General features: G+C 46.7%; 17 protein-coding genes. 7 read left to right on the forward strand and 10 right to left on the reverse strand.

From position 1 onward, the window contains the following. Position 1 precedes the first annotated feature (1 nt). From rseP to tsaB, 7 genes are read right to left on the reverse strand one after another with little or no spacing between them, the layout of a single operon-like run. Entirely contained in the window at positions 2-1357 is a 1356-nt protein-coding gene (gene rseP, locus C234_RS0104240; protein WP_027324758.1) for an RIP metalloprotease RseP, read from the reverse strand. 38 nt (positions 1358-1395) lie between these two features. Then, a complete protein-coding gene (locus tag C234_RS0104245; RefSeq protein WP_027324759.1) occupies positions 1396-2580 on the reverse strand; it encodes a 1-deoxy-D-xylulose-5-phosphate reductoisomerase in 1185 nt (394 codons plus the stop codon). 19 nt (positions 2581-2599) lie between these two features. After that, positions 2600-3460 carry a M23 family metallopeptidase gene (locus tag C234_RS0104250; RefSeq protein ID WP_027324760.1) on the reverse strand — a complete coding sequence of 287 codons (861 nt, stop codon included), beginning with the start codon at positions 3458-3460 and terminating at the stop codon, positions 2600-2602. 52 nt (positions 3461-3512) lie between these two features. Then, complete coding sequence (gene rimM, locus C234_RS0104255) at positions 3513-4049, reverse strand: ribosome maturation factor RimM (protein WP_027324761.1); 537 nt, start codon at positions 4047-4049, stop codon at positions 3513-3515. After that, complete coding sequence (gene murA / locus C234_RS0104260) at positions 4046-5350, reverse strand: UDP-N-acetylglucosamine 1-carboxyvinyltransferase (RefSeq protein ID WP_027324762.1); 1305 nt, start codon at positions 5348-5350, stop codon at positions 4046-4048. The genes rimM and murA overlap by 4 nt, the downstream gene beginning before the upstream one ends. 17 nt (positions 5351-5367) lie before the next feature. Beyond that, positions 5368-5982 (reverse strand): DUF4290 domain-containing protein, encoded by a 615-nt coding sequence (locus C234_RS0104265; protein WP_021645007.1) that lies wholly within the window; start codon positions 5980-5982, stop codon positions 5368-5370. 2 nt (positions 5983-5984) lie between these two features. Next, entirely contained in the window at positions 5985-6674 is a 690-nt protein-coding gene (tsaB, locus tag C234_RS0104270; RefSeq protein ID WP_027324763.1) for a tRNA (adenosine(37)-N6)-threonylcarbamoyltransferase complex dimerization subunit type 1 TsaB, read from the reverse strand. Positions 6675-6763: 89 nt separating this feature from the next. On the opposite strand from tsaB, the gene C234_RS0104275 reads away from it, so the two are divergent. The 3 genes from C234_RS0104275 to nadD are packed head-to-tail and all read left to right on the forward strand — an operon-like array spanning position 6764 to position 8853. Then, on the forward strand, positions 6764-7642 hold the full coding sequence (locus C234_RS0104275) for a YicC/YloC family endoribonuclease (protein WP_027324764.1): 879 nt from the start codon (positions 6764-6766) through the stop codon (positions 7640-7642). 31 nt (positions 7643-7673) lie between these two features. Next, positions 7674-8240, forward strand: coding sequence for a guanylate kinase (gene gmk, locus C234_RS0104280; protein ID WP_027324765.1), 567 nt, complete (start codon positions 7674-7676; stop codon positions 8238-8240). Positions 8241-8256: 16 nt separating this feature from the next. Further along, positions 8257-8853 carry a nicotinate (nicotinamide) nucleotide adenylyltransferase gene (nadD, locus tag C234_RS0104285; RefSeq protein WP_027324766.1) on the forward strand — a complete coding sequence of 199 codons (597 nt, stop codon included), beginning with the start codon at positions 8257-8259 and terminating at the stop codon, positions 8851-8853. Here nadD and C234_RS0104290 read toward each other — a convergent pair. Beyond that, a complete protein-coding gene (locus tag C234_RS0104290; protein ID WP_027324767.1) occupies positions 8810-9727 on the reverse strand; it encodes a metallophosphoesterase in 918 nt (305 codons plus the stop codon). The two genes, nadD and C234_RS0104290, sit on opposite strands and share 44 nt — an antisense overlap. A gap of 92 nt (positions 9728-9819) precedes the next feature. Here C234_RS0104290 and C234_RS0104295 point away from each other — a divergent pair, with 92 nt between their 5' ends. After that, entirely contained in the window at positions 9820-10737 is a 918-nt protein-coding gene (locus tag C234_RS0104295; RefSeq protein ID WP_027324768.1) for a 1,4-dihydroxy-2-naphthoate polyprenyltransferase, read from the forward strand. A 39-nt stretch (positions 10738-10776) separates the two neighbouring features. Here C234_RS0104295 and rfbB read toward each other — a convergent pair whose 3' ends face one another. Together rfbB and rfbA are read right to left on the reverse strand one after the other, a co-directional pair. After that, entirely contained in the window at positions 10777-11913 is a 1137-nt protein-coding gene (gene rfbB, locus C234_RS0104300) for a dTDP-glucose 4,6-dehydratase (protein WP_027324769.1), read from the reverse strand. A gap of 8 nt (positions 11914-11921) precedes the next feature. Further along, positions 11922-12785, reverse strand: a complete 864-nt coding sequence (rfbA, locus tag C234_RS0104305) for a glucose-1-phosphate thymidylyltransferase RfbA (protein ID WP_027324770.1) — start codon at positions 12783-12785, stop codon at positions 11922-11924. A 419-nt stretch (positions 12786-13204) separates the two neighbouring features. Between rfbA and C234_RS15810 the strand changes: the two genes are divergently transcribed. The 3 genes from C234_RS15810 (at position 13205) to C234_RS0104320 (ending at position 18585) form a co-directional block, all read left to right on the forward strand. Further along, positions 13205-13783 carry an RNA polymerase sigma-70 factor gene (locus C234_RS15810; RefSeq protein ID WP_051290154.1) on the forward strand — a complete coding sequence of 193 codons (579 nt, stop codon included), beginning with the start codon at positions 13205-13207 and terminating at the stop codon, positions 13781-13783. A 200-nt stretch (positions 13784-13983) separates the two neighbouring features. After that, positions 13984-14955 (forward strand): FecR family protein, encoded by a 972-nt coding sequence (locus C234_RS0104315; RefSeq protein ID WP_081688112.1) that lies wholly within the window; start codon positions 13984-13986, stop codon positions 14953-14955. A gap of 246 nt (positions 14956-15201) precedes the next feature. Beyond that, positions 15202-18585 carry a TonB-dependent receptor gene (locus C234_RS0104320; RefSeq protein ID WP_423774683.1) on the forward strand — a complete coding sequence of 1128 codons (3384 nt, stop codon included), beginning with the start codon at positions 15202-15204 and terminating at the stop codon, positions 18583-18585. Positions 18586-18592: the final 7 nt, after the last annotated feature.

Consider the following 18592-nt stretch of genomic DNA (forward strand, 5'->3'; position numbering starts at 1 on the left):
ATCAGAAGAAAAACCTCAGCACATCGTTGAAGTTCGCCCAAAGCAGAAGCCCGAAAAGTAAGATCATCCCCGTCATCTGGGCATATTCCATAAACTTATCGCTCGGTTTGCGGCGCGCAATCATCTCGTAAAGCAAGAAAAGCACATGACCGCCATCCAATGCCGGAATGGGAAGTATGTTCATAAAGGCAAGAATGATAGAGAGGAAAGCCGTCATGTACCAGAACTGATGCCAATCCCATGTAGCCGGGAAAATGCTTCCCAGCGTTCCGAAACCTCCCAGCTGTTTCGCCCCCTCTTTCGAGAACAAGTATTTCATATTTCCCACATAGCCTTTCAACGTTTTCACACCCAATGCCATACCGGCAGGAAATGATTCGAAGAAACCATACTCTTTCTTCACCACCGGAAGCAGTCGTTCGGCCGACAATCCGGCTACCACTCCCATCTTATAAGCAGAATCGAGCTGCATAGTCAGCGTATTCGTCTCGCCGGCACGCACATAGGTCAATGTGATGGAGCGGGGATCGATGCTGTCGTTACGAAGAGCGGCCTCATTTTTCTTCCGCCCGGCTATCGCCATGCTATAGTCCGAAAAAGAAACCGGCTTTCCATCCAAAGCAATAATGCTGTCTCCCACCTGAATCCCGGCAAGGGCGGCAGGCGAGTTCGCCATCACGCTGTCCACCACATACGGAAAGCGGAAAGAAGCGAAACGGACGCTATCTGTCATCAAGCGCTGCATCATATCTTCAGGAATATACACCGATACCTTTTCACCGCCACGAAGCACACTAACCTCACGGGCATCGACAATCCGGTTCATCATGTCTCCGTCATACCGTTCGAACGGAACACCGTCCGCCGACAGAAGAATATCTCCATCACGGAAGCCGACCGACTTGGCTGTCTCGTTGAAATCCATTCCGAACGGAGTCTCCCGTACCTTTACATACTGGTCGCCCCAGGCAAACAAAATCATCGAATAGATAAACAATGCCAGAAGGAAGTTGAACAACACACCGCCGATCATAATCAGCAGGCGTTGCCATGCCGGCTTGGAGCGGAACTCCCAAGGCTGTTCGGGGCGTTTCATCTGTTCGGCATCCATCGACTCGTCGATCATACCGGCAATCTTGACATAACCTCCCAAAGGCAGCCATCCCACAGCATATTCCGTTTCGCTCTTTTTCGGCTTAAACTTAAAAAGCGTGAACCAAGGATCGAAAAATAAGCAGAATTTTTCTACGCGCACCTTAAACAAACGGGCAAAAAGAAAATGCCCGCCTTCGTGAATGATGATAAGCAGCGAAAGGCTCATGATGAGTTGCAGGGCACGAATCAAAAATGTTTCCATGTTTATTACTTACAAATTACTGATTACATATTATTATATTAAACACGAGAAGAGCGCACGAACTCCGAGGCAATGCGGCGGGCTTCGATATCGGTCGCCACATAATCTTCATAAACGGGATTCTTGATAAAAGAAGCGCGCTCCATCGTTTTTTCTATCACATCGCTCATGCCGAGAAATGCGATGCCGTCTTTCAGGAAAGCGTCGACCACCACCTCGTTGGCTGCGTTGACGCTGCAAGGCATGTTTCCGCCTCGGTGCATCGCTTCGTACGCCAAAGCTAAATTGCGGAAGCGCCGCGTATCCGGTTGCTCGAATGTCAGGCTCGTACATTTCGAAAAATCCAACCGTTCGAATGACGAAGAAATACGTTCCGGATAAGAGAAAGCATATTGAATGGGAAGACGCATATCCGGCATACCCAGCTGCGCTTTTACGGAACCATCTCCAAATTGTACCATAGAATGTATCACCGACTGCGGATGTACTACCACTTCAATCTGATCGGGGCGGACTCCGAACAGCCATTTCGCCTCAATCACCTCAAAGCCTTTATTCATCATCGTGGCGGAATCGACGGTAATCTTGGCGCCCATCTCCCAATTCGGATGCTTCAAGGCCTGAGCCTTGGTTACGGTCTGCAATTCCTCCATCGAGCATGTGCGGAACGGACCGCCGGAAGCCGTCAGAATCAGCTTTTCTATCGGATTTCCAAACTCACCGACCAGACACTGGAAAATGGCGGAATGCTCCGAATCGACGGGCAGAATCGGCGTCCGATACTGTTGCGCCAACTCATTGACCAATTCGCCGGCTACAACCAGCGTTTCTTTGTTGGCCAACGCGATGGCTTTTCCGGCACGAATCGCGCTCATCGTAGGTTTCAAGCCCGCATAGCCGACCATCGCCGTCAGCACAATATCGATCGGAGCGGCTTCCACTACCTGACACAAGGCATCCATTCCCGCATACACTTTGACGGGCATATCGTTCAACGCCTCTTTCAGCCCGGCATATTTGTCCTCATTGGCAATCACCACCACCTCCGGCTGAAACTTCCTCGCCTGCGCAATCAGGCTTTCCACCCGGTTGTTGGCAGTGAGCGCATAAACCTCGTACAGGTCGGGATGTTCTTCCACCACCTGCAACGCCTGCGTACCGATAGAACCGGTAGATCCGAGGATGGCTATCTGTTTTTTCTTTTTATGGTCTTCTATATTCATTCTTATCTATTCAATCCCACTAAAACACAATATATTTTTCAGGATTCACCGGACTTCCCTTATACCAAAGCTCAAAGTGCAAATGAGGCCCCGTACTCAGCGTTCCGCTGTTTCCTACCAAAGCGATCGCCTCACCGCCTCGTACATGCTCGCCCTGTTTCTTGAGAAGCGAACCGCAATGCTTGCAGACCGATATAAAATCCTGATTATGCTGTAACATAATCACATAACCCGTTTCGGCGGTATACGTGCTCAACACCACCGTTCCGTCCATCGCAGCCAATATACTCTCGTTCGGATTGGCCGCAATATCGGTTCCGAAATGTTTTTTTTCCGGCTCGAAATGAGCGGATACCATTCCGCGTACCGGGCGATAAAGAATCATTTTGCTGACGTCCGGCTGGGATATGATGGTAGACAGGTTGTACTTTTCGCTTTCTTCGTATTGCCGGCGAAACTCTTCTTCGCGGCGGGTACGTTCCATAAGCGTGTCCTTACGCGCCACAGTGAGCGAATCGAGGGTGCGCACGCTATCTATTTGCACTTTCCCGCTGAAGATGTCCTGTATGTTCATGATGTACAGGTTTTGCCTTTCGAGCAACAGCTGCAAAGAGTCTACCCGCAACGCGTTGCTCACTATCTGCTTGCGGACTTCACTGTTCATGTATCCGGGAAGATAATTGCGCAAAGGAGTAAAAGCAATGATGGAAGCGGCAATCAGAAAGAGCACGGTCAGTACGGTAATCAGCACCGACAGACCATTGAGTTTGGACACATGAAGCCCAACCACCTCTTCAAGCGTATTCTCGTTGACGATGGTGAGCTTATATTTAAACTTGAAGTTTCTCCAAAATGCTTTTCTTCTCTTCTTTTGCGGCATTCTCTTTCTTACTTATTTGGCATTCTCTTTCTTCTTATCTATTGTATTCCGTTCAGTCCTCCTCCAGACTTTCCAGATCCAGCAACCCTTCGGGCAGCTGCATGACAATGGTCTTGTTTTCCTTGTCTATTTCCAGTATGAATTCTTCCTGCGCAGGAATCAGAAGTTCCTCATCTTCACACTCTACGACAAAAAGCGTGTTCACGGTGGAGGTATCCACATCCGTCACTGTTCCGATTCGCCCGTACCGTTCATCGTCTATACGGAAGCCGACAAAGAAGTTCCACGATAAATCCTCCGTTTCCGCTTCTGCGGCATGCTTCAACGGGAAATAAACTTCCACGTTGGTAAACATTCCGGCGCGCTCGGCCGTATCTACTCCTTCGAGCTTCATCAATGCCGTAGAATCCGACCGGAAACGATATTCTTCTATAAAGAAAGGCACGAAGATGCCATCGAGCAGGCAAACGATATAATCGCCGTCCACCCGGTCGAACACATCGTCCGTAAACGTGAACTGCAACTCACCGTGAATACCGTGCGGCTTATTGAACAAACCTATTTTATATACTTCTTCTTTTCGTATCATATTCGGGTAATCCTCGCGCCTATGGCGTTCAACCGCCCCTCGATATTCTGATAACCGCGGTCTATCTGTTCAATATTACTGATCGTACTGGTTCCTTCGGCGCTCATTGCCGCTATCAGCAGAGCGATACCGGCACGAATATCGGGTGAAGTGAGACGGGCTCCGCGCAGTCTGAATCCGTGATTATGGCCGATGACCACCGCCCGGTGCGGGTCGCACAATATAATTTGCGCTCCCATATCTATGAGCTTATCGACGAAAAACAAACGGCTCTCAAACATTTTCTGATGAATGAGCACGCTTCCTTTCGCCTGCGTAGCCACCACAAGCATCACGCTGAGCAAGTCGGGTGTCAGTCCCGGCCAAGGAGCGTCGGCAATGGTCATAATGGAGCCGTCGATGAAAGATTCTATTTGATAACTGTCTTGCGCAGGCACGTAGATGTCGTCTCCCCGCTGCTCGAGCTTGATGCCCAGACGGCGGAAACTCTCGGGAATAATGCCCAGATTCTCGTAAGATACATTTTTTATGGTGATTTCGCTGCCGGTCATCGCCGCCATACCGATAAAGCTGCCCACTTCGATCATATCAGGCAATACCCTGTGTTCGGTTCCGTGCAATTCTTCCACTCCCTCGATGGTGAGCAAATTGGAAGCGATGCCGCTGATTTTCGCGCCCATCCGGTTCAACATGCGACAAAGCTGTTGCAGATAAGGTTCGCAGGCGGCATTGTAGATTGTGGTCGTCCCTTTCGCCAGCACGGCAGCCATCACAATGTTTGCCGTTCCCGTCACCGACGCTTCATCGAGCAACATATAAGCACCCCGCAACTTCTCGGCGGTAATTTCGTAAACACCCCGTTCTTCATCGTAACGAAAATCGGCCCCCAAATTTTGAATTCCCACCAAATGAGTATCCAAGCGCCGGCGTCCGATCTTATCTCCTCCGGGTTTCGAGATCAACGCCTTGCCGAAACGGGCGACCATGGGACCGATGAGCATCACCGACCCGCGAAGGCTCGAACATTTTTTGAGAAACTCTTCGCTCTCCAGATAAGCCAAATCGATATTTTCCGCTTTGAACGTATAAGAGTCTACGCCTGTTTTGGCAACGTCTACCCCCATTTCACGCATAAGCTGAATCAGATTATTGACATCCAGAATGTCGGGAATGTGATTCACCGTCACCTCCTCCTTTGTCAACAATGTGGCGCAAATAATCTGCAACACTTCGTTCTTTGCTCCCTGAGGATGAATTTCGCCGTTAAGCCGGTGTCCTCCTTCTATTACAAATGAAGCCATATCGTTTCGGGGTTTAATCAGTGCCGTTGTTTCCGCTGGTTGCTGTTCCGGCTGTTATAATTGGTTTTCTGACGGTTGCTCTGGCTCAAACGCTCTCCCATCAGACGAAGGATGTCTTCCGTCAGTTGCAGCTTTCCACCGGAAAGCTCATAAAGATCTTCCGCAATTTTCCGGTCGTCTACGGTATCCTTGTTCCATGCCATGTAGTCCTTCTTCATGTGATTGCAAATCAAAGCGACAAGGTTTTGCTTTTCATTGCCTTCGGGAAATTCGGTCGCTTTCCGGATAAGCACCTCGAGCGTACGTCCGTAATGCCGGTAACGGATACGGGCATGAGGATAAGGAATCTGTTCGGGACGAGTCACCAGATTGTCTTTGCGGATTATTTCATAAGGATAATCGATATCGAGTTCAAAACCCGACATGATAGCCAGATGATCCCAAAGTTTGTGTTTAAAGTCGGGCACATCGCGCAGGTGGGGATACATGCTCCCCATGATGTTGATAATCGTATTTGCACAACGCTGACGTTCGGCACGATCCTGAATCGTCAAAGCGTAATCGACCATGTTCTGGATACTGCGGCCATATTCGGGCAACGGCATTCTTTTCTGTTGAGTATTGTATCGCATGTTTATAAAAGTTTCTTAGGTTGAGAAGCAACGAACTCTTTCAAATAGAAAGGTTCGAAATAAGCGACATCCTTATAATCTTCGCGGGCAATGGCCTTTTCCGCAAGCGGGAACATCATTTTTGCCAACGGATGGATGTTGTCGATAAAATGAGCGTTGGGATGGGTGATTTTCTCACGGCATTTCGCCGATCCGTTTCCGAAGAAATACACCGGAGCCTCGTTCAAAAATTCGAGATAAGAGTTTTCATCCACAATATCTGCCGAAACAGGCCGCTTCGTCTTCAGCGCGCGATCGTAAACGGCCGCATACACTTCCATGCGGCGCGCGTCGATCATGGGGCAGAGCAGCGCGTCTTCGGGCAATTCGTGAAACAACAACACGGGCACACACAGCACCTCCGGTGTGGGAATGCCGATCAACGGAACATTACGTCCGTAACAAACCCCTTTTGCCATCGAAACTCCGATGCGAAGCCCGGTATAAGATCCCGGTCCGCAACTGACAGCCACAGCGTCCAACGGGATGGCATGGCTGTCGATGAACGACAAAGCTTCATCAACAAATACTCCTAAGGAAACGGCATGCGAGGGTCCTTCCAAATCTTCTTTCACAAAAATCGTTTGACCGTCTTGACTGGCCGCTACCGAGCAAACGGAGGTAGAGGTTTCAATATTGAGTATACACGACATAAAAATCAGCTTATTTAATTGTGGCAAATTTACATGATTATTTCCAATTCTTAAAATATTCGTGTACTTTTGCACAAAACTTTAAGGTTATGATACAGTCTATGACAGGATACGGCAAAGCTACGGCCGAACTTCCCGATAAAAAGATAAACGTAGAAATCAAGTCGCTCAACAGCAAAGCCATGGATCTTTCCACCCGCATCGCACCCGCTTACCGCGAGAAAGAGATGGAGATCCGCAACGAAATTTCCAAAGTTCTGGAACGCGGAAAAGTGGATTTCAGCATGTGGATAGAAAAAAAGGAAGGGGCGGAAAACGATACTCCTATCAACCAATCGGTGGTGGAAGGTTATTACAAGCAGATACAGACAATTTCGGATAATCTCGCCATTCCGGTTCCTGCCGACTGGTTCCAGACCTTGCTCCGCCTGCCGGATGTGATGACCAAAACGGAGGTTCAGGAAGTTTCGGAAGAGGAATGGAAAGTAGTGCACGAGACGATACTCGAAGCCATCCGCCAGTTGGTGGAGTTCCGCAAACAAGAAGGAACGGCCTTGGAAAAGAAATTCCGCGAAAAAATAAACAATATCACAACGTTGCTCGAGGCGGTAGCTCCTTATGAAAAAGAACGGGTGGAAAAAGTAAAAGAACGCATCACCGACGCCCTTGAAAAAACATTGAGCATAGACTACGACAAGAACCGTCTGGAACAGGAGCTGATTTACTACATAGAAAAACTGGATGTGAATGAAGAGAAGCAACGGCTCGGCAACCATCTGAAATATTTCATCAGCACACTGGAAAACGGTAGCGGACAAGGGAAAAAACTTGGTTTCATCGCGCAGGAAATGGGACGCGAGATCAATACGCTGGGAAGCAAATCGAACCATGCCGAAATGCAGAAGATCGTAGTACAGATGAAAGACGAACTGGAACAGATCAAGGAGCAAGTATTGAATGTAATGTAGAAAACATCTCACACATAAAAAATAAGTATCTATGCCCGGAAAGTTAATTATATTTTCCGCTCCTTCGGGATCGGGAAAATCGACCATCATCAACTATCTGCTCACACAAAACCTGGGGCTGGCGTTCTCTGTTTCGGCCACCAGCCGCGCACCGCGGGGAAACGAACAAGACGGAGTGGAGTATTTCTTCCTGACGCCCGAAGAATTCCGCAGACGGATCGAAAACAACGAGTTTCTGGAATATGAAGAGGTATATCAGGATCGCTACTACGGGACACTGAAGGAACAAGTGGAAAAGCAATTGGAAAAGGGGCAGAATGTAGTGTTCGATGTAGACGTGGTGGGCGGATGTAACATCAAAAGCTTTTACGGAGAACGTGCCCTCTCGGTATTTATCCAACCGCCGTCGATAGAGGAGTTGCGCCACCGGCTGGAAGGCAGGGGAACAGACGCGGCGGAAGTGATCGAGAGCCGCATTGCCAAAGCGGAATACGAATTGGGATTTGCTCCGCGATTCGACCGTATCATCGTGAACGATGATTTGGAAACAGCTAAAACAGAGGCATTAAATACGATCAAAGAGTTTCTTGGAAAATAAATTGCAGAAGAGCATCATGAGCCAGCTTAAGACCGGAATATTCAGCGGGTCGTTCAATCCTGTCCATATCGGGCATTTGGCTTTGGCCAATTACCTTTGCGAATATGGGGGATTGGATGAGGTGTGGTTTATGGTAACTCCTCATAATCCGTTGAAAGAACAGACCGAACTGTGGAGCGACGAACTGCGGCTTGAGCTGGTCAGGCTCGCAACGGAAGACTATCCCCGTTTCCATGCTTCCGATTTCGAGTTCCATTTACCGCGTCCTTCTTACAGTGTGTACACTCTGGAAAAACTGCGGAAACAGCATCCCGAACGGGAATTCTGCCTCATCATCGGATCGGACAACTGGAATAGCTTCAGTCATTGGCGTGAGCCTCAACGCATCATTGCAGAAAACCCGATTCTGATCTATCCCCGCCCGGGATTCCCCGTCGACGAGAAACAACTTCCCGCAAACGTACGCATGGTAGACTCGCCCGTTTTCGAAATCAGTTCCACTTTCATCCGGAAAGCTCTTTCGGAAGGGAAAGACATCCGCTACTTCCTTCATCCGAAGGTCTGGGAATTCATTTCCCGTTCTCTGCCCGACTTGAAAGGCAACGAAGCGTAATCATGACAACCTCTGCCGGCGCTCCGATGCGCAGTGCCAACCGGGAGGTGCCGATGCCGTTGGTAATAATCACCGGTATCCGATCGGAGTTATGAGTGATTCCGGTTAGAAATCTCTTTCCATAGCGCGAATGCCAAGCCGGGGCGGCGCCTAAAATCCGTACTTGTCCGCCATGGGTGTGTCCCGCCAGAACAAGGTCGGCATTGGCTACCGACACGTCTTCGGCATAATTGGGCGTATGCACCAGAAGTATCACAAAATCATCGGGAGCGAGGGACAAAGTGGGGGAAACACCGTTACGTTCCAAATCAAAAGGGTTGCGAACACCGGCTACCAGTATGCGTTGTCCTTCTCTATAAAGCGTATCTACCCGATGCTCCAACACATGCATTCCGTAGCGTTTCATCGTACCGATGATCTCATCGTGGCAACGTTCGTAATCGTTATTGCCCATCACTCCATAAATTCCCAGAGGAGCTTCGACCCGAGACAAAGCCGCAAACAGAGGCTCCACATATTCGCACCCCTCCTGATAATCGCCTCCCATAAGCAATACATCCGGTTTCCGCTCGTTTAAAAGACGGATAAGATCGTTCAACCCTTTCTCTTTCAGCTTACTTTTATAATGGAGGTCGGAAATAAAAGCAATCCGCAGACCATCGAAAGCAGGAGGAATGTCGCGGTGCATAAAATCGTACTCGACAATACGCCTCACCGTGGCATAACGGGATGATACTTTTTCCTTAAAAGAGCGTATGGAGTAAACGCCCGCAGATGCCGGAAACGAGGAAACGAGCGCACTTCTTTTCGACTGACATGAAGCGAACAGTAATAATAACGATAAAAACAGCGGCAGATAACTCCTTGTCCTCATATTCTCTTAGTAATGATGTGCAAAGATACAGAATTTACGTTATCTTTGCATAAAGGTGTAAGAAGCAATGTATAACAACTAAATAAAAAACAATGGAAACAGTTAAACCTCATTCGTTGCAAGCATGGGTACTGGCTTCACGCCCGACAACCCTTACGGGAGCCATCACTCCGGTTATGGTAGGAACGGCATTGGCCATAATGGACGGATATTTTCAATGGCAACCGATGCTTATCTGCTTCTTGTTTGCCGGACTGATGCAGATTGCCGCCAATTTTATCAACGATTTATTCGATTATCGGAAAGGTACGGACCGGGAAGACCGCCTGGGCCCCGAACGCGCTTGCGCACAAGGGTGGATTTCACCCAAAGCGATGCGGAATGGCATCATCGTTACCATCGTATTGGCTTGCCTTGTGGGCAGTATGCTGTTGTTTTACGCCGGATGGGAGCTTATCATTGTCGGGCTGCTGTGCATATTATTCGCTTTTCTCTACACGACGGGACCTTACCCTTTATCTTATCATGGCTGGGGTGACCTCTTGGTGATTGTGTTTTTTGGATTCGTTTCGGTAGGCGGTACCTATTATGTTCAATCTCTGACATGGACGCCAGATGTCATCGTCGCCTCGCTCGTATGCGGTTTACTAATTGACACATTGCTTGTGGTAAACAACTATCGCGACCGCGAGGCGGACGCACAAAGCGGGAAGCGCACCCTCATCGTCCGCTTCGGTGAAGCGTTCGGACAATATCTATACCTCGCGCTGGGATTCATTGCCGCCTTCATCTGTTTGTGGTTCCTATTCGAAGGGCATGTTTATGCCGGTTTGTTCCCGCAATTTTACGTACCTCTTCATTTCGCCACGTGGAGAAAAATGGTGCATATACACAGCGGTAAAAGGCTTAACCTCATATTGGGCGAAACCTCACGCAACATGATGTTGTTGGGAAGTCTTTTAGCGATAGGATTCCTGTTCGACGCTCATTCTCCGTATGTCATTTCATGACATTTCAGAAAGCAAGATTATTATTCCGGGAATCGTCGACTATGAACCGTACATGTTTTTATAATAATCCTGATAATCGCCGCTGGTCACCTGTTCCACCCACGCTTGATTATCAAGATACCATTCAATGGTTTTCACAATGCCGCTTTCGAATGCAGTCTCGGGACACCATCCCAGTTCCGCCTTGATTTTTGACGGATCGATGGCGTATCGCTGGTCGTGTCCCAAGCGGTCTTTCACGAAAGAAATCAGGTCGTCGTTTATCCAACTGATATCGAGCTCTCCGTTTTCATCCGTTACTTTCTTTTTCAGCACTTTTCTATATGCCGGATATTCCGTCATGAGTCGGCGAATGGTCGCAATGGTCAGCCTCACAATCTCCAGATTGGTTTTCTCATTATGACCGCCTACATTATACACCTCGCCATCGGTTCCTTTCGTCACCACCAGATCGATAGCTTTGCAATGGTCCTCCACATACAGCCAGTCGCGTACACTGCTTCCATCACCATACACCGGAAGCTGCCTGCCTTCGAGCACATTCTTTATAATCAGCGGAATCAGTTTTTCGGGAAAGTGGTAAGGCCCGTAATTATTCGAACAACGGGTAATGGTAACCGGCATTTTATAAGTATCGCGATAAGCCATCACCACCAAATCGGCACTTGTCTTCGAAGCGCTGTAAGGGCTGTGTGGAGAAAGCGGCGTTGTTTCCGTAAAATATCCTTCCGCACCCAACGAACCATATACCTCGTCAGTAGACACCTGGTGGTATCGCACTCCTTTCCGCCACGTGGGATATCCTTTTTCATCCTTCCCCATCACCCACGCACGGCGGGCGCAGTCCAACAGATTCTGCGTTCCGAGAATATTGGTCACCAGAAAAAGCTGGGGATTATCGATGCTACGGTCTACATGGCTTTCGGCAGCAAAATTCACCACATAGTCGAAACGGTATTCGGCGAACAAAGCATCCACCAGTTGTCGGTCGCATATATCGCCTTTCACAAAAAAGCAGCGTTCGTTGTCGATATCATTGGCGATGGTTCCTAAATTGCCCGCATAAGTCAAGGCGTCGAGAATCACCACTTTGATGTCATCATGTTTCAATAAAATGTATTTAATGTAGTTGCCGCCGATAAACCCCGCCGCCCCGGTCACAAGATAAGTCTTCATATATTTTACTATTTCGCCAATTCGATCAGATATTTGCCATATTCGGTTTTCTCAAGCTTGCGCCCGAGACAAAGCAATTGTTCCGACGAGATCCAGCCCTGACGCCAGGCAATCTCTTCGATACAACTGACGTAAAATCCCTGCCGGTTCTGGATAGTCGCCACAAAATTCGAAGCCTCGAGCAGGCTGTCGCAATTTCCCGTATCGAGCCATGCAAATCCCCGCCCGAAAAGTTCGACATTGAGCGTACCCTCTTCGAGGTAGAGTCGGTTCAAATCGGTAATTTCGTATTCTCCCCGAGCCGACGGGCGGAGCGAAGCGGCTTTCTCTGCCACCGTAGAGTCATAAAAGTAAAGCCCGGGAATGGCATAATTACTTTTCGGCACCGCGGGCTTCTCCTCCAAAGAAACCACCTTTCCCTTTTCATCGAACTCCACCACTCCGTAAGCGCTCGGGTCTTTCACATAATACCCGAAGATGCAAGCTCCCTTTTCGATAGCTGCGGCCCGGCGCAACATAGGCGAAAATCCTTGACCATAGAACAAATTATCGCCCAGAATCAAACATCCCGGTCCTCCTTTCAGAAAGTCGGCTCCCAACACGAAAGCCTGTGCCAAGCCGTTGGGTTGTTCTTGCACCAAATAAGAGAAAGACATGCCAAGTTCTTCTCCCGTCCCCAGCAATTCGCGGAACATCGGCAAGTCGCGTGGCGTAGAGATGACCAGAACATCACGAATTCCCGCCAGCATCAGCGTGGAAAGCGGATAGTAAATCATCGGTTTGTCGTACACCGGCATTATTTGCTTGGATATCGCTTTCGAAAGCGGATAAAGACGGGTGGCACTGCCCCCGGCCAGAATAATTCCCTTCATCTTCTCGGACTGTTGGTTGACCATGCAAATTTCGGAAAGAAATCTGACGTGACAAAATATAAGGAAAGCTCTTTTTAGGGATTATTAAACTTATCGGTAGAATCTTTTCCCCGAACATTACATAAATGCATCAAATATGTAAAATAAGACAAAAGACTAACATTCTCAAGAATCCGCCGATTATATTATTGCTACCCGATAAAACGTCTACTTTCGTTTATCGTTTTAAGTAGCATAACAAGAAACTAAGAAACGAAAACAGATTGTTAAAAATAAGAGAGAATGGATAAGCCGGCTGTGCCTTGGTTCTACTACAGAAAGGTTATATTTTTGCAAAAAAGTTTATCAAGAACTTTTTTTTTGCTATTTTTGCTTACTCTTATCGGCTTACGGTTAATATATCTTTATAATATATTGAAATGGATAAAGCATACTTTGAACGCATATACGTTGATTACTATAAAGTTCTACGCTTCTTTGCCATGCGTATTGTTAAAGATATGTCGTATGCCGAGGATATTGTTCAGGAAGTTTTTACCGACTGCTGGGAGAATCGGGAGCGGATAGATACGTCTGTATCTATAAAACCCTATCTATATACACTGACTTATCGGCGTTCGCTCGACCTTCTTAAATCATCTCAACATGCTAAAAAAAACATGTCTGAAGATCTCTCTTATCTGGACAATCTGCTTTTCACCTCTTTTACCGTTGACGAACAGCTGTCTACGAATGAAATAAAGGATGAAATTACACGTTGTGTAAATGCATTGCCCGACAAATGTAAAAAAGTCTTTATAATGAGCCGTTATCACGACCTCAAAAACCGCGAAATTGCAGAAAAACTGAATATTACGGTAAAGGCTGTAGAGAAGCATATTTCAAAGGCGCTCAAAGATATTCGGACTCATCTCTTGCAAGCCGGATATATGTCGATAGGAACTCTAATCCTTTCACTTTTTTCTATTTTACCCCCCCCCCCGTTTAGCATTATTTAACAGGTATTGCTTTAAGAAATACTCACCATCCATACCGTTCATGTTGTAGCTTTTCCTCCTATATTTCAATGAATCATCAGGCTATAGCGCAATAAGCGACATCTATAGTTCCCGGAAGTACTTCGAAAATAATTTGTGTTTCGTGGTAGGGTATCTTCTTTGTAAATCGTGATAGAGAGAGTCAGTAAAAAACAGATGTTATGCAGAAGAGTATGATAGATTACGATATACTCATTATTCGTTACCTCGAAAGCAATATAGAGCCGGAAGAAAGAAACATGCTTATGCACTGGGTAAAGGCATCGAAAGAGAATGAAGAGTATTTTGTACAAATGGCGAAAGTGTGGGAGAAATCGACCATCGAACTTCAGGATAAAAAAGCTGTCCTGAAGAAAGCCGATGTATTCTTTGAGCGGATGAAATCAAAAAAACGCCGTAGATTATATCAGTGGATAGCTAGTTCGGCAGCAGCAGTGCTCCTCTTGCTTTGGGGATTGCAGATCTGGGAGATTAAGTTTCCATTCAACAGTCAAATGATATCCATAGCAACTTACGATACAAAAAAAGAAGTGATTTTGCCTGACAGCTCCATAGTATGGCTCAATGCCGGAAGTTTGCTGAAGTATCCGAAGAAGTTCAACAATAAGCGTAGCGTGACTTTGGAGGGCGAGGCTTTTTTTGATGTAAAAAAAGACAAGAAGAGACCTTTTTCGGTGAGCACATCTACAATGACTATACGAGTGTTCGGAACAACTTTCCTTGTCACTGACAGGAAAGAATTACCGCATACGGAAACCGTTCTTGAAACGGGAAAAATCGACGTAACCATGAAAGAGACAGGCGAAAAACTGGAAATGAAACCCAACCAACAGCTTATCTACAATAAAAAAGAACAATCCACAGAAGTTAAAATAGTAAATGCAGCCAATTACACCAACTGGAGAAAAGAACATCTTCTTTTTGAAAATACTCCCCTTAAGGCAGTGTTTATTCAATTGAGCAAATGGTATAATATAGACATATCGTACAAAACTTGCAGCCAACAGTTGCTGAACACCCCGGTCTCTTTTAAGCTTGACAATGAAACCGTGGACGACATTTTGAATATCTTACAAAGTATCACGTCTCTAACTTGGAAAAGAAGTGAAACCAACACAATAATCATCGAGTAACAAACTTTTTTAATACTGGAATGCCTATGAGAACATAACAAAGACAAACACAAAAAAAGAAGCGGATTATTTGCCGATCCGCTCCTCATTCTAACTATTTCTTCCTTGTCTGTCTAAAGAGAAAGGAGAACAAGACGAAGGAAGCTAATTACTCAACAAAAATAACTAAATAGTATGAATAACACAGGAAAACGAAATGTTTTTTCATTTTGTTGTAAAAAAACAGTGTTTTGCACAAAATTGTGCATGATTATTATAGGTTTGTTTGCATCTGCCTTCAGCATCGAAGCTATGGCTCAAAACAACCTGATAACCTTAAAACTAAATAACGTAACTGTCATTGAAGCTGTAAGGGCAGTTGAAAAACAATCGGCTTACAAATTCATGTATAACAATGCCGATGTAGACGTTTCACGCAAAGTCAGCGTAAATGTCGAAAAAGCGACGGTAGAGGCTGTAGCCAAAACTATTTTCGCAGGATACAATGTAAGCATAAAAGGAAAAAACGTAGTCATCACTTCGATCAAGAAGACCGGTGGAGCAAATGCCGTTCAGCAATCGGCGCGACGCAACACGGTGATCGGTGCGATAGTCGATGCCGTAACGGGCGATCCACTTATCGGAGCTTCGGTCCTTGTAAAGAACGCTACTCCTCCGTATGGTGCGACAGCCGATGTAGATGGAAAGTTTGAACTTTCAGTATCACCCGATGATGTTCTCATTGTTAGTTTCATCGGATATGTGAGCAAAGAAGTCAAAGTAGGCAATCAGAAGATACTTAGTATCTCTCTCTCGGAAGATGCGGCTACGCTGGGCGAGGTAGTAGTAACGGCTTTCAACATGGGGCAAAAGAAAGCCACCATGACAGGCTCGATACAGACATTGCGTCCGAGCGATCTGAAAGTGCCCGCAACGAATCTTTCGACTGCTTTTGCCGGACGCCTTTCGGGAGTTATCGCATACCAGCGTAGCGGCGAACCGGGAGGAAACGGCGCCGATTTTTTTGTGCGGGGTGTTTCCACCATGAGCGGCGCAACCAATCCGCTTATCATTCTTGACGGTGTGGAAGTTTCTAAAGCAGATCTCGACGCTTTAGATCCCGAAGTAATCGAAGGTTTTTCCGTACTGAAAGATGCTACAGCCTCGGCTATGTATGGTACACGGGGCGCCAATGGTGTGCTCATTATCAAAACGAAAAGCGGAGCGGATCTCGACAAACCGGTTATAAGCGTACGTGCGGAAGCGTATGTGAACAAGCCGATAAACGTTCCCCAAGTCGTCAATCCTATAACGTTCATGCGCATGTTCAACGAAGCGGTCACCAACCAAGGCACCGATGCGCTCCTCTATTCCGAAGACAAAATTAACGGAACTCTGAAAGGTCTCGACCCTTATCTATATCCGAATGTAAACTGGTATGACGAGCTATTCAACTCCTCGACATTCAACCAGAAAGCCAACTTCAACATTCGCGGCGGTACCAGTAAAATCACGTATTTCATGAATGTCAATGTCGTGCATGAAACGGGTATGCTGAAAGGAAGAAGTAAGGATTTCTTTTCATTCGATAACAACATCAACTACATGAAGTATGCGTTCCAAAATAATATCGACTTCAACCTATCCAAGACTGCCAAGGTGGGACTCAACCTCAATGTGCAACTCAACAGCTTGCACGGTCCTATTACAGCCAGTGACGGCGGTGGAGGAGTGGGCAACATTTTCAACGCTATCATGCAGAATAATGCGGTCGATTTCCCAATCATGTATCCGCAAGGCGATGACCCATGGTATCATTGGGGAGGTACACGAATAGGATCAACCCCGATAGAAAACCCTATGGCTGTGGCCACCTCGGGCTACAAAGATATGTTTGAAAGCACTGTTGTAGCCATTCTCAACTACAATCAGAAGCTTGACTTCATCACCAAAGGTCTTGGCTTCAAAGCACTCTTCTCTTTCAAGAACTGGAATCGGACAACGAATTTCCGCTTTCAGGGCGCCAACAGATATATTCTTGAAGGAGTGACTACCGATGAGGAAGGCAACACCGTATATATTCAAACACCTGAAAGCGGAACACCTTCGAAACCGAATCTGAATGCCGGTTCAGGTGTATCCGGAGACCGCAGCTACTATTTCCAAAGCTACATCGATTACAACCGGTCGTTCGGAAATCATAACGTTTCGGGTATGTTACTCTATAACATGAGTGAATATAACAACAACGTAATAGGCAACAACAATCTGATTGGTTCACTTCCTAAACGTAAACTTGGTTTTGCAGGACGTATCACCTATGATTACGCCAACAAGTATTTGTTTGAAGTTAATGCCGGATACAACGGTTCGGAAAACTTCGCAAAGGGACATCGCTTCGGATTCTTTCCGTCCGTGTCTGCCGGATGGAACGTTAGTGAAGAGAAGTTTTGGAATCCCCTTAAATCCATTGTGTCAAACTTCAAAATACGTGCCTCTTACGGACTTGTCGGAAATGACCAAATTGGTGGAGAACGCTTTATCTACATGGGTATTGTTTCACTGAGGAATACGCCGGGGTACATCACCGGATATGATGGCGACAGAAGTTCTGAATACAAAGGTCCTACCTATTCCCGCCTGCAAAACAATAATATCACTTGGGAGATAGGACGGAAATACAATCTCGGAGTAGACTTACAGCTCTTCAACTCATTGAATTTGACTATCGATGCTTTCAAGGAAATACGTAGTGATATATTCCAGCAAAAACAATCCATTCCGAACTCATTCGGTACAGCCGACACGAAAATCTTCGGGAACTATGCCAAAGTGAAGAATTGGGGATTCGACGCTTCTATGGATTATGGAAAACAAATCACCAAGGATTTCTCTTTACAGTTCAGAGGGTCTTTCACCTTTGCACGCAACCAAGTACTCGAATACGACGAAGCTCCCGGTCTGCGCCCCGCTCTTCGCCAAGTGGGTCGCCGTCTGAATACCTACATGGGCTATGTTGCCGACGGACTCTATATCGATGAGGCGGATATCGCCAACAATCCCACTTCTACACTGGGCAACATTACCATCGCTCCGGGCGATATAAAATATGTAGACCAGCCCGATGCCGATGGTAACTATGACGGGAAGATAACCTCCGATGACCGGATTGAAATAGGACATCCTCATGTTCCGGAAATCGTTTATGGTTTCGGTCCCTCTATGAAGTATAAAAATATAGATTTCTCGTTTTTCTTCCAAGGCCAAGCGAATGTATCACTTATGATGAGTGGTTTCCATCCGTTCGGAACGCAGGAGAGACGTAACGTGCTGCAATGGATAGCCGATGACTACTGGAGCAAGGATAACCAGAACAATCGTGCCCGCTATCCGCGTCTGACACATTATTACAATAATAACAACCAGCAAGGATCCACACATTGGTTGCGTAATGCTTCGTTCTTGAAACTGAAAAACCTTGAAATAGGTTATACCTATAAAGGAATGCGTATTTATACAAGCATCACCAATCTGTTCACTCTTTCCAGTTTCAAGCTTTGGGATCCCGAACTCGGAGGAGGAAGCGGAATGAAGTATCCGTTGCAACGCACATTCAATATGGGTCTGCAAATCCGGTTCAATGATAAATAAGTTTTGC

Source organism: Bacteroides pyogenes DSM 20611 = JCM 6294 (assembly GCF_000428105.1).
Taxonomy (GTDB): domain Bacteria; phylum Bacteroidota; class Bacteroidia; order Bacteroidales; family Bacteroidaceae; genus Bacteroides; species Bacteroides pyogenes.